General features: G+C 37.3%; 11 protein-coding genes. 10 read left to right on the top strand and 1 reads right to left on the bottom strand.

Translation table 11 applies throughout. The annotated features are described in order from the left end of the window. Nucleotides 1-28 precede the first annotated feature (28 nt). A complete protein-coding gene (locus tag NSQ41_RS15130) occupies nt 29-1,390 on the bottom strand; it encodes a YheC/YheD family protein (protein ID WP_082829491.1) in 1,362 nt (453 codons plus the stop codon). A 120-nt stretch (nt 1,391-1,510) separates the two neighbouring features. Here NSQ41_RS15130 and NSQ41_RS15125 point away from each other — a divergent pair, with 120 nt between their 5' ends. The 10 genes from NSQ41_RS15125 (at nt 1,511) to NSQ41_RS15080 (ending at nt 11,972) form a co-directional block, all read left to right on the top strand. After that, nucleotides 1,511-2,638 carry a DUF445 family protein gene (locus NSQ41_RS15125; RefSeq protein ID WP_339210274.1) on the top strand — a complete coding sequence of 376 codons (1,128 nt, stop codon included), beginning with the start codon at nt 1,511-1,513 and terminating at the stop codon, nt 2,636-2,638. Nucleotides 2,639-2,745: 107 nt separating this feature from the next. Next, entirely contained in the window at nt 2,746-4,371 is a 1,626-nt protein-coding gene (locus tag NSQ41_RS15120; RefSeq protein ID WP_130158436.1) for a spore germination protein, read from the top strand. Nucleotides 4,372-4,395: 24 nt separating this feature from the next. Continuing rightward, on the top strand, nt 4,396-4,629 hold the full coding sequence (locus tag NSQ41_RS15115) for a hypothetical protein (RefSeq protein ID WP_066248956.1): 234 nt from the start codon (nt 4,396-4,398) through the stop codon (nt 4,627-4,629). Between the two features lie 15 nt (nt 4,630-4,644). Further along, nucleotides 4,645-5,754 carry an endospore germination permease gene (locus NSQ41_RS15110; protein ID WP_339210272.1) on the top strand — a complete coding sequence of 370 codons (1,110 nt, stop codon included), beginning with the start codon at nt 4,645-4,647 and terminating at the stop codon, nt 5,752-5,754. Further along, nucleotides 5,751-6,953, top strand: coding sequence for a Ger(x)C family spore germination protein (locus NSQ41_RS15105; RefSeq protein ID WP_311066422.1), 1,203 nt, complete (start codon nt 5,751-5,753; stop codon nt 6,951-6,953). Before NSQ41_RS15110 ends, NSQ41_RS15105 begins: the two co-directional genes overlap by 4 nt. A 119-nt stretch (nt 6,954-7,072) precedes the next feature. Then, nucleotides 7,073-7,420 carry a YlbF family regulator gene (locus NSQ41_RS15100; RefSeq protein WP_339210270.1) on the top strand — a complete coding sequence of 116 codons (348 nt, stop codon included), beginning with the start codon at nt 7,073-7,075 and terminating at the stop codon, nt 7,418-7,420. Between the two features lie 183 nt (nt 7,421-7,603). Beyond that, nucleotides 7,604-8,011, top strand: coding sequence for a GreA/GreB family elongation factor (locus NSQ41_RS15095; protein WP_339197162.1), 408 nt, complete (start codon nt 7,604-7,606; stop codon nt 8,009-8,011). A gap of 181 nt (nt 8,012-8,192) precedes the next feature. Beyond that, on the top strand, nt 8,193-9,422 hold the full coding sequence (locus NSQ41_RS15090; protein ID WP_063387298.1) for an ROK family transcriptional regulator: 1,230 nt from the start codon (nt 8,193-8,195) through the stop codon (nt 9,420-9,422). Nucleotides 9,423-9,517: 95 nt separating this feature from the next. After that, nucleotides 9,518-10,381 carry a Cof-type HAD-IIB family hydrolase gene (locus NSQ41_RS15085; protein ID WP_094244621.1) on the top strand — a complete coding sequence of 288 codons (864 nt, stop codon included), beginning with the start codon at nt 9,518-9,520 and terminating at the stop codon, nt 10,379-10,381. Nucleotides 10,382-10,478: 97 nt separating this feature from the next. Further along, nucleotides 10,479-11,972, top strand: a complete 1,494-nt coding sequence (locus NSQ41_RS15080; protein WP_130158840.1) for a coproporphyrinogen III oxidase — start codon at nt 10,479-10,481, stop codon at nt 11,970-11,972. Nucleotides 11,973-11,985 lie beyond the last annotated feature (13 nt).

Genomic DNA, 11,985 nt, shown 5'->3' with positions numbered 1-11,985 from the left:
TATATTTACCCAATTATTATATGAATCGTTATGAAACATCATAACCGCTTATCAAGAAACAATAACGGATGATTGCTTTGGCAGACGGACGAATGGAAGGATTGAGAGAGTATTCAATATTTTTGGATGGCTTTGTATTGACTTCTAAAATCCATGGTTTCTGATCCTCACTTACAGCCATATCAATTCCAAATTCCCCGTATTCTCCCTCCACGTTCATTTCAACTGTTTTGGCGGCTTCCAGTGCTATTTCAGAAAGAATGCTGCAAAGATGTAAACAAGTGCTTTTGTCAAAAATGTCAGATAAGATTTTTTTAATTTTATACAGCTCTCCGCCTTTAGCTAAATTGCTAACAAATTGATCTTTAGCGGAAAGGCGGGCGACAGAAGAGGTTATTTTCCAGCCCTGATGATTGATTTTATGGCATAGAAACCTGAAATCAAGCGGTCGATTATCCAATTTGATTGTGTCGATTGTCTGCTGAATAATATGCGGTTCTCTTTTGAGATATGGAAAGAGATGTTTATACATTTCCTGAAAGGAATGAAAAATAATTGGCTGCTCGCTTTTACCGGGATGGGTAAAGTATATTTCGAAAAGATCGTTTTTATTTTTCAAGCGAATAATTCTTCTCCCTTGACTGCCGTTAATCGGTTTAATAAATACGTCTTGAAAATCATTTACAAACACTTGCAAATCTGATTTTTTTGTTAAAAGCATCGTTTTTGGAAGGTAGGGAAGAAGATGCTGGTTGGACGCAAAAATTTTATGAATTTCCCATTTGTTTAAGTAGCGGTGGTTAAACACCGGTATATCGTTTGCAGCTGCAAATTGCAAAAACTTCAAATATTTTTGAGAATACTCTAATTTTCTTGATCGAATCCGATTATAAATCACGTCAGGACAAGGAATGGTTTCCTTTTTCCAATTTTGATGAGATAAATGAAACCCTTTCTTCTGATTTTGCTGCAGATCAGTTAATGTTGAAATACAAAAAAATGCGCCAATTTCCGCACAGTAATTCGCCATCTCTTTACAAAAATCATCAATATTTCCAAACTGGATTTTTTCATCGTCCTGAATAGAATCAATCAATACACAAATGACCGGTCCAAGTTTGAAGGTGTTGGTGAATTTATCATACTGAAGACGAAGCGTTAAAGATTTTATAGGAAGATGAAGAGCGTTGTAAATCTCTTCACTGGCATAAAGAACGATTTTTTCGTTTCGGATGAAGGAGGCTTTTGTTTTAACTGTTTCTTGGCCGCAATGTAAGGAAAACGTTTGGATCAGTGGAAGGGTCAAAGCTTTTTGCAAAGAATCGCTTATTTCCATATAGAAACCGTTTTTTTCTTCGAGTGGAATCATTAAAATTTTTGTTTCTGCCATTTGAATTACCCCGTTTGCTTACAAATGTTAACCGATTTATAATATTAACTTAGGTAAATCATGCTATGATATCGTATGTCTGGCAGTTGATCTTGTGAATAAACAGTGAGGAAGATGCAAATGGAATTTATATTAACATCAGCTATAATGGTCGTAATTAGTGCATTTATTGGCGGTGTTACGAATTACATTGCCATTAAAATGCTTTTTCGCCCATATAGACCAATCTATTTGTTTGGAAAAAAGCTTCCCTTTACGCCAGGCCTTATTCCGAAACGCCGGGATGAGCTGGCTAGGCAGCTTGGAAAAATGGTGATCGAGCATTTAGTTACACCAGAAGGAATCAAAAAGAAAATGGAGGAGGTCTCCTTCCAGCAGAAAATACAATCATTCCTGCTTCAATCGATAGATGCTTGGCTTGCCAAACAAAAAACTTTAACGGAATTACTGGAAGAGTATGGAGTATCCAACAGCAAGGAAATGATTGCCACCCGACTTGAACGAGCGATTGAAAAAAGCATACTTCATTTTTTCAATACAGATCAAAAAGTCAGTCATTTTTTGCCGCAAGAATGGAAGAAGAACATCGAATTGCAAATTCCTAGTCTTGCAGAATGGATTGCAATGAAAGGCGTTCAATATGTTGAAAGTGATGAAGGGAAACAAGCGCTGCAAAGAATGATCGATGACTTTCTTCAACAAAAAGGAACGTTTGGCGGCATGATTCAAATGTTTTTAGGAAACTTGAATATCGCAGATAAAATTCAATTAGAAGCAGCAAAGTTTTTTCGTCATCAAGGGACGATTGATCTGATTTATTCCATTCTTTTTAAAGAATGGAGCCGATTGCTTGAAATGCCGGTTTCTGAGTTCACAAGCAGGATGGACAAAGAAAAGACAAGCTTGTCCATTGCAAAACTTATTTCGGAAAAAATACGTATCTACGAAACATTGGATAAACCAATTTCAGAGCTTATCCAGCCGTATAAACAAGCAATTATGGAAAAAATGCTGCCAGCTGTCATTTCCAGCTCTGTTCTTTATTTGCAAAACAGTGTGGAACAGATTATGAAAGCCTTCGATATCGATGAAATTGTGACGGCACAGGTAGAATCCTTCTCGGTTGAACGTCTCGAAGAAGTTGTACTGACTATTTCCAAAAGGGAATTTAAAATGATTACCTACTTAGGCGCTCTCCTTGGTGGTATAATCGGGTTCGTACAATCGATTATCATTCTGTTTATTTAATCCCATGAAAACAGGCAAACCGCCTGCTTCATGGGATTTTTTACATATTAAAAGAACAATTGGGCACTTTACAAGTAAAAGGTTCAAAAACGTTAGGGGGATTCGGCATGAGCTTTTTAAAATTTTTTAAGAAATCGATCGATAAAAAGTCATTTGAACAGCTATTAGCAGACAAGGAAAAGCAAGATAGCAGCGAGCAACCGCAAAGCAAAGAAACGATCAAACGCAGCTTGCATGAAAACTTAAAAAAAATTAGAGAAGCATTTGGCAACAGCAGCGACATTGTTACAAGGGAAATAAGAATAGGAAGACAAGGGGAAATCCGCGTCGGGATTATTTATACGGACGGTTTGATTAACAGTGAAGCGAATCATAATTTTGTTATGGAATCGTTAATGTTTGAATTGAGAAGAAATGAAGTGGATCTGAAAGATCTGGCAGGTTTGACGCTGCTCAATTATATAAAAGAAATGGTCTTGACCGTCGGTTCGATTGAAGATGTGCATGATTTCAACGTTATCACGAATGCTGTTCTGTCTGGAAAAGTTGTTTTATTATTCGATGGATACGAACAAGGCTTTGCCGTTGAAATGAAAGGCGGAAAGGAGAGGGGAGTCCAAGAGACAACAACTGAAACAACTATTCGCGGTCCTCGGGAAGGATTTACGGAAAATTTGCGTGTCAATACTTCCCTTATTCGCAGAAAGATAAAAGACCATCGTTTATGGATTGAATCAAAAAAAGTCGGAAAAGTAACAAAAACGGAAGTCAGCATTATGTATATTAAAGGGATTGTGAGAGAAGAAGTGGTGCAGGAGGTCAGAAGCAGAATTGAACAAATTGATATTGATGGAATATTAGAGAGCGGTTATATCGAAGAGCTGATTCAAGATGACTCATACACGCCATTTCCAACTATTTATAATACGGAACGTCCTGATATCGTGGCAGGACATCTTCTCGAAGGCCGCGTAGCCATTTTAGTGGACGGCACTCCTTTCGTTTTAACTGTACCGTCAATTTTTGTGCAATTTCTGCAATCCCCTGAAGATTATTATCAACGCGCAGATATAAGTTCATTAATTCGTTTTCTCCGTTTTTTCGGTTTTTTCACTGCGCTCCTTGCACCGTCTCTTTATGTTGCTATTACAACTTTTCATCAGGAAATGCTGCCGACACAGCTTTTGATCAGTCTTGCCGCCCAAAGGGAAGGCGTTCCGTTTCCCGCATTTATTGAAGCATTTCTAATGGAAATTATGCTTGAAATTTTAAGGGAAGCAGGACTTCGAATGCCAAGAGCTATCGGACAAGCCGTTTCAATTGTTGGAACATTAGTTGTCGGGACGGCAGCAGTAGACGCGGGAATTGTTTCCGCCGCAATGGTAATTGTTGTAGCATTTACAGCTATCTCAAGTTTTATGGTCAGCTCGTATGACCTAGCGATCACCGTGCGGATGTTACGATTTGTTTTTATGGGGCTTGCCGCATCTTTCGGTTTGTTCGGAATTATCCTTGGATTGGTGGCGCTAGTTCTTCATTTGAGCAGTCTTCGTTCATTTGGCGTCCCTTATTTAAGTCCAATGGCTCCGTTTACGCTGGCAGATCAAAAGGACGTTTTTATTCGTCTGCCCCGCCGTCTGCTTATTTTTCGACCACGAGTTTTTAGTTCACAGCAAAATACGAAAAGAGAGAAATCACTTTTTCAAAACGAAAATCAACGAAAGAAGAAATAGATTACCTAAAGGGGTATTAAATGAATGTGGAACATAATCGGCATTCTTTTCGTTTCTGCATGTATTTTTATAATCGAAGCTCTGCTGCTATTAAAACATAAGCTCTGGAAGGATTTTATTGTGTTTATCATTTTTCTTTTTTTAGGAACAGGATTAAGTATTGCCAGATGCATTAATTTTCCTATTCCAAATCCGATTGAATTGCTCACATGGATCTACCAGCCGCTAAGCGAAGCAGTGAACAAAATATTTCAATAAGAGGTTGGTGAAGGTATGTTAGACAACGGGAAAATAACAGCAAATCAATATAAAATGTTAGTTTTATTATTTACGATTGGAAGTTCAATTCTCGTTGCTCCTACTGCATTAGTGAATGATGCGAAACAGGATGCTTGGATAGCAACCATTTTTACGGTCATCATCTCCATTCTTTTAGTGCTTATGTACATTAAAATATATTCAATTTTTCCAAATATGACTCTTGTAGAAATATGCGAGCTTTTGCTCGGAAAATGGATTGGAAAATTCGCGGTTGCATTATTTCTCATGTATGCTTTTATTTTATCGGGTGCATTGCTCAGGGAAATCGGCGACTTTACAACTACTCAAATGATGCCTGATACACCGATCGATGCTATCCATATTGTTTTTATGGGAGTCGTTGTTATGGCAACCCTTTTAGGATTAGAAGTGATTGGACGTTCTTCAGAAATCATTTCATTATGGCTATTCATCCTTTTAGCAATCTATTTCATCGCGATTTTGCCTCAAATCAAAATAGGAAACCTGCAACCGATATTGGGAGAAGGAATGAAACCGATTTTATTTGGGTTTTATCATTTTATTAGTCTGTCGTATTTAGAATTAATCGTTTTTTTAATGATTGCTCCCTTTGTCAATCATCAAAAAGGAGCAGAAAAAGGATTTTTAGTAGGCGTTATAATTGGAGGAATCCTGCTTACATTTGTTGTCATGTTTTCTATTCTTGTTTTAGGTGTCGAAAATACAGCCAGACAAATATATCCGAGCTATGCCCTGGCAAGAAAAATTGAAATAGGAAAATTTTTTCAGCGTGTAGAGGTTATTATGGCGGGAATTTGGTTTTTATCTATTTTTTATAAGCTAACCATCAGTTTTTATGCTTTTGTTTTAGGTCTCTCTCAACTATTTAAAATAAAAGATTATCGTTCGATTACTCTTCCTATTTCTATGATGCTGATTGTGTATGCGATCGCCTTCCATCCGAACATCGTTCACTTTTTTGAGTTTGTACATAATATTTGGCCTTTGTACTCTTTAACGATCGGGTTTCTTTTTCCTCTCATCCTGTTGGGTACAGCTCTAATGAAAAAACGTCAGCGTCATGTGAGGGGAAATAAATGAATAAGCGGTTGACAAGTCTTTTATTCATATTGGCGTCCATCATGTTGCTGGCAGGCTGCTGGGATCGGAGGGAGTTAAATGACATCGCAATCGTTTCAGCATTAGGAATAGACAAAGTAGATGATGAATTACTTGTAACGATACAAGTGATCAACCCGGGACAGGTAGCAACTGTAAAACAAGGGGGAATAACAAAAGCTCCTGTTAGAACATTCCAGTCGAAAGCGCGTACATTGTCTGAGGCGATGAGAAAAGTGACAACTTTCTCGCCAAGAGCCGTTTATTCAAGTCATCTCCGCATGTTGATTATTGGAGAGGATTTAGCAAAAGAAGGAATGGGGGAAATTATTGATTATGTAGTAAGGGGGAAAGAATTTCGGACAGATTTTTATCTCTCTATCGCTAAAAACACTAGAGCTGAAAACATTTTAAAAGTACTTAGCCAGCTGGAGACAATTCCTGCACATAAATTAAGTTCTTCATTAAAGTTATCTGAAAAATCATGGGGGCCTATCGAAACAATAGAAATCAATCAATTTGTCAACGAGTTAGTTTATAAAGGCATTGAACCTCATGTGATAGGTGTAGAAATAATAGGCAATCCTGAAGCTGGAGAAAAAATAGAAAATGTTGAAAAAACAAAAGCTGATGCGTATCTCAAATTTGGTAGTGTAGCTATCATGAGGAAAGATAAGTTAGTTGACTGGTTAACGGAGAAGGAAAGCAATGGTCTCCATTATGCATTAGGAAAAGTGCAAAGAGCAGTCATTAATGTGCCATGCAAAGAGAAGAAGGTGGCAATTGAAACGATCCGAACAAACAGCAAGATTCAAACAAAAGTTGACGGTCATCAGTTTAAAGGCACCGTTCAGCTGCATATAGATGGGGCGGTAGCCGAGGTTCAATGCGAACGAATGGATTTGGAGAAAATAGAAACGATAAACCTTTTGCAGAAAAAAGCTGAGGAAAAGGTTAAAAAAGATATTCTGACAGCTATTCAAGCTTCCCAGAAAAAATATGAAGTAGATATTTTTGGATTTGGAGAAGCCCTTCATCGCAGCCATCCGTCGATTTGGCATAAAGTTAAAAAAGATTGGCATTCTCATTTTAAAGACATACCGGTTCATGTGGACGTTGACGTAAAGCTAAGGAGAATCGGCACAATTAATAACTCTCCTCTTCATGAAATGAAACCGTAGCTTCCCGAACTTCCGAAAAATTCCTCAGGGTGTAAGGGAATTTTAAAACTTTTTTGACAGGCGGCCTTGTCATCCTTTATATTAGCTAAAAGGGCTCGCGGAGCGAGGAGGGATTAGGAGTGTCTGATATTTTATATAATTCCGCGTACGATTTGAAAAAAGCATTGGAACAAAGCAAGGAATATATTCAATTAAAAAATTTGTATGATGATGTCCAACACGATGAATCAGCGAAAAACATTTTCCACAACTTTCGCAGCACTCAATTAAACCTGCATGAAAAACAAGTAACCGGAAAAGAAATTACTGAAGAAGAAATTATTCATGCAGAAAAATGCGTTCAATTAGTACAGCAAAACGGCAAGATTGCTGCATTGTTGAAAGCAGAGGAAAGCATGAATATGCTTTTACAGAGGATAACCAGCATTATTTTGGAGCCGCTTGATGAGCTTTATAAAACAAAGTGAATAGTAAAAGAAAAGAATATCAAATCAAGGATTTTATTGAAAAAAATAAAATATTTGGTAGTCTAGAGTGAGATGTACTTTTTGTGCATCTCTTTTTTCATTTTCAAAATTGGAGGGAACAGATCATGAACCAAAGACTCATTTTCCATTTTTTTATTAAAGAAAAAGGAGGTGGCATATTTTATGAGCCATAGTACGCTATCCAGCTTAAAAACGGCATTGCGAGAACAATTAACACTTTTTCAGAAACAACAAAATGACAGAACTTCTCCAATCGGCCGATTTTATATGAATAACCAAAAAAAGTTTTTGCAATATGTAAGGGAATTGGAACAGCTTTTTAATCAAGAAGATGAAGATATTTTCACAAAAGTTTTTATTGGGGCGACAGTGAAAATTGTATATTTGGAAGAAGAGGATGAAGAAACATATACAATCTGTTTTCCTGAAGAAGCTGATCCTGATCAAGGGAAAATTTCATTTTTATCTCCCATCGGTAATCAGCTGCTGCTTGAAATGAGAGGAAATTCGATTGATTTAGACATACCTGGAGGAAAAACAGCTGTTAAAATTTCTGAAATCCATTATTAGAAAAATAAATTATGAAAAATGAAAGGGGAGAAATCCCCTTTCATACTCTATTCATTTCCTCTTTCAGCGTCGAGCTGTAGGAATTTCTAATAAAATATTACTTGCGAAAACCTTGATTCATTGAGATACTAAAATGTAAGGGTTTACATTACGAGCCTCTGTATATTTCGGGGTGGTTGTCATGAAAGATGAAAAAATTGTCGGCAGTTTCCAATTAATGAAATCATTGAATAAATCTTTAATTCTTAATACAATTCGGACACACGGATCGATTTCAAGATCTGACATTGCGAAAGAAACAAAATTAACACCTCCGACAGTCACAAATATTGTAAATGAATTGTTGGAAGAAGGATTGGTAAAAGAGTGGCAGACCGGATCTTCCAGCGGGGGAAGAAAACCCATTTTGCTGAAAATCAACTCATCAAATTTTTATGTTTTCGGTATTGATATCAGCCCGAGGGAAATCCGATTTGCCATCACGGATTTAAACGCTCAAACACTTTTATATAAAACAATCACGATGAAAGAAGAGATGACGAGTTCACGTTTATTCCAAATGATTGCCAAACAGCTTTACATTATGATGGATGAAGCTTGTATAGAATTAAAAAAATTCGTAGGAATTGGCATCGGTATTCATGGCAGGATTGACGCAGATGAAGGTTCAAGCGGTTTTGCTCCCCAATTGCAGCATCGAAATGTACCGTTAAAAAAAGAGCTTGAAAAAGAATTTCGTCTTCCTGTCAAAATTGAAAATGATGTTCGTGCCATGGCAATAGGCGAAAACTGGTTTGGCAGCGGGGTGGGAATTAGCAATCTTGTATGCATTAAGATCAGTCATGGGGTTGGGGCAGGTTTTATTTTAAATAAGAAGCTGTTTCATGGAACGAACGGACTAGCGGGTGAAATCGGCCATATGTTTATAGAAAGCAGCGGTTTGAAATGTTCGTGTGGGAATGACGGATGTTTAGAGGCACTTGTTGGGTCTGAAGGGATTAAACAGCGTACATTAAACAAAATATCCCTTGGGTATAAAACGAAATTAATAGAACGGACAAACGGAATGATAGAAAATGTGAACGGACAACTGATTTATGAGGCTGCATTAGAAGGAGACCTGCTTGCTAAAGACATATTAGAGGAGACTGGCAGGTATTTAGGAATTGCCATCATGAACATTATCCATTTATTCAATCCAGAGCGGATTATTATTGGGGGCGGATTGGCAAAGGCAAAGAATTTTATTTTAACTCCGATTCAAGAAGTGGTTGAACAAAGAGCTTTGACAGAGCAAGCGAAAAAAACAGAAATTGTGTTGTCAAAGCTGGGAGATCAAGCGACGGTCATTGGCGCTGTTGCCCTAGTACTAAATGAAATGTTTTCTGTTCAATATGAATCGGTGTCATAATGTTTCCCCTTCCTTTAGTACACAAAAGTTCTAATTTGTCTCACAAGGACATATTTTCATAATAGAATTTAACAACAAGAGAAGGGGGACAACACATGCTCTACCGCTTGCTTGCCTTAAATATCGACGGAACGCTCCTCCGTTCAAATGGACGCCTTCAGCATTCTACGAAGGATGCGATAGAATTTGTTCAAAAAAAGGATGTATATATTACTTTGGTGACGAACCGCCATTTTCAATCGGCAAAAAAAGTTGCAAAGGCGCTCAAAATAGACAGCCACTTAATTACTCATGGGGGAGCGTTCATCGGAAACCGTTTAGATGAACCTCTTTATGTGAAGCGAATTTCAGAAGAAAAAACATTTAATATTGTGCAAGTGCTCGAATATTTTAATTGTAATATTCGAATCATTCATGAGCGTTTTTCGATCGGCAACCGGAAAAAAATCTCTTCAAATCTTGTAAGCAAAATGCTATTGAATTCGTCAGATCCGCTTTTTTATCCAATTCAATTTGTAGAATCTCTTGCTGATGCGTTAATTGATGAGCCAGTAGCTGCCCCAAAAATTGATGTATATTTTGATACGAAGGAGGAATTGAAAGAGGCGGAAAAAACGATACTTGATTCTTTTTATGATGTAGATGTGATCGAGATTCATGACGGAAAAATTGAAATTGTTCCAAAGGGAATATCTAAACTGAATGGCTTGCAGGTACTTGGCAATCATTTAGGCATTAAGCTGGATGAAATGGTCGCAATCGGCGACGGCCTTGACGACTTGGATATGATCCAGCAGGCAGGTTTGGGGGTTGCGATGGGGAATGCTCCGTTTGAAGTAAAACGGGCAGCAGACTGGATCACGAGGTCGAATGATGAACAAGGCGTTTCATATATGGTAAAAGAGCATTTCCGAAAACAATACCCAATTAAATTTTTAAATAAAATTAAAAACAGATAAAAAACATCCGCTTCTTAGGATGTTTTTTTCGTATTGACTGAAAAAATCCCCTTTAGTACACTATAAGGAGTTTTATTCTATTCGACAAGGTGATCACATGCGCATTCAAATCAGCGGCATAAATGATGAACGTTTTATGCGGCCTCTTCAGTTAATATCTAATTTGTTTTTTGAAGAAGCCGAAATTTTTTTAAAACCTTCTGAACATGATATCGAAGCATTATTCAATTTCGAATTCAGACAGAGTGATTTTCGGTTGGCTTGCGAGCTAAAAGCAGAAGGAAAAACGTATGAAGCTTTTTTAGAAAAAAGCTTTACCGCAACAGATGAAAAAGAACAATTCAAACAAATGAAGCAGGCGGTATTGAATGTTTATGTAACAGCTCTTCAACAGTATACGGGAATTACGCAAAAATGGGGGATTTTAACAGGTGTTCGACCCACTAAGCTTTTTCATAAAAAGAAGCTTGAAGGAAGAAAAAATGAAGAAATTTATAAACAATTAAAAGAAGATTTGCTCGTATCAAATGAAAAAATTCGCATCATGGAACAAATTGTAGAAAAACAATTAACTGTTGTTCCTGATCTTTACAATTTGACAAAAGAAGTAAGTATATATATCGGCATTCCTTTTTGCCCGACAAAATGTGCATATTGTACCTTTCCTGCCTATGCTATTGGCGGCAAGCAAGGAAAAGTTGATTCTTTTCTCGGCGGTCTGCATTATGAAATGAGAATGATCGGCGAATGGTTAAAAGAACGAGGCATAAATATTACGACCGTTTATTACGGCGGAGGGACACCGACAAGCATTACGGCAGAAGAAATGGATATGCTTTATGAAGAAATGTATACATCTTTTCCAAATGTTGATCGCATTCGGGAAATCACAGTAGAAGCCGGCAGGCCGGATACAATTACAAGAGAGAAGCTGAATGTTTTAAAAAAATGGAACATAGACAGAATCAGCATTAATCCTCAATCATATATACAGGAAACATTGAAAGCAATCGGAAGACATCATACAGTTGAGGAGACGATTGAAAAATTTCATTTAGCTAGGGAAATGGGCATCAACAACATCAACATGGATTTAATTATTGGACTGCCGGGGGAAGGGTTAAAAGAATTTGAGTTCACCCTTGAGGAGACAGCCAAATTGATGCCTGAATCATTGACTGTCCACACGCTTTCCTTTAAGCGGGCATCGGAAATGACAAAAAACAAAGAAAAATATAAAGTAGCTGAACGAAGCGAAGTAGAAAAAATGATGAATAAAGCGGTTGAATGGACAAAGGCCAATCATTATGAGCCTTATTATTTGTACCGTCAAAAAAATATTTTAGGAAATTTAGAAAATGTCGGATATTCCCGGAAGGGTTATGAGAGTATATACAATATAATCATCATGGAAGAAATGCAAACGATTATCGGATTAGGCTGCGGGGCATCAAGCAAATTGATCGACCCGGTTTCCCGGGAAATCACTCATTTCGCCAATCCGAAAGATCCGAAATCGTATAACGATGGCTTTAAACATTATACAAATGAAAAAATCAAATTGCTAAACGCTCTTTATGGCGAAAATTGATAATTTTACGCTC

It is taken from the genome of Aeribacillus sp. FSL K6-8210 (assembly GCF_037963925.1).
GTDB classification, from domain to species: domain Bacteria; phylum Bacillota; class Bacilli; order Bacillales; family Aeribacillaceae; genus Aeribacillus; species Aeribacillus composti.
This window is presented reverse-complemented; position numbering and strand designations above follow the sequence as displayed.

Excerpts from the sequence above, each read along its gene's own strand:
- NSQ41_RS15105 (WP_311066422.1), top strand. The coding sequence starts at position 5,751 with ATGAATAAGCGGTTGACAAGTCTTTTATTCATATTGGCGTCCATCATG.
- NSQ41_RS15090 (WP_063387298.1), top strand. The coding sequence starts at position 8,193 with ATGAAAGATGAAAAAATTGTCGGCAGTTTCCAATTAATGAAATCATTG.
- NSQ41_RS15120 (WP_130158436.1), top strand. The coding sequence starts at position 2,746 with ATGAGCTTTTTAAAATTTTTTAAGAAATCGATCGATAAAAAGTCATTT.
- NSQ41_RS15080 (WP_130158840.1), top strand. The coding sequence starts at position 10,479 with ATGCGCATTCAAATCAGCGGCATAAATGATGAACGTTTTATGCGGCCT.
- NSQ41_RS15130 (WP_082829491.1), bottom strand. The coding sequence starts at position 1,390 with ATGGCAGAAACAAAAATTTTAATGATTCCACTCGAAGAAAAAAACGGT.
- NSQ41_RS15115 (WP_066248956.1), top strand. The coding sequence starts at position 4,396 with ATGTGGAACATAATCGGCATTCTTTTCGTTTCTGCATGTATTTTTATA.
- NSQ41_RS15110 (WP_339210272.1), top strand. The coding sequence starts at position 4,645 with ATGTTAGACAACGGGAAAATAACAGCAAATCAATATAAAATGTTAGTT.
- NSQ41_RS15095 (WP_339197162.1), top strand. The coding sequence starts at position 7,604 with ATGAGCCATAGTACGCTATCCAGCTTAAAAACGGCATTGCGAGAACAA.
- NSQ41_RS15085 (WP_094244621.1), top strand. The coding sequence starts at position 9,518 with ATGCTCTACCGCTTGCTTGCCTTAAATATCGACGGAACGCTCCTCCGT.
- NSQ41_RS15125 (WP_339210274.1), top strand. The coding sequence starts at position 1,511 with ATGGAATTTATATTAACATCAGCTATAATGGTCGTAATTAGTGCATTT.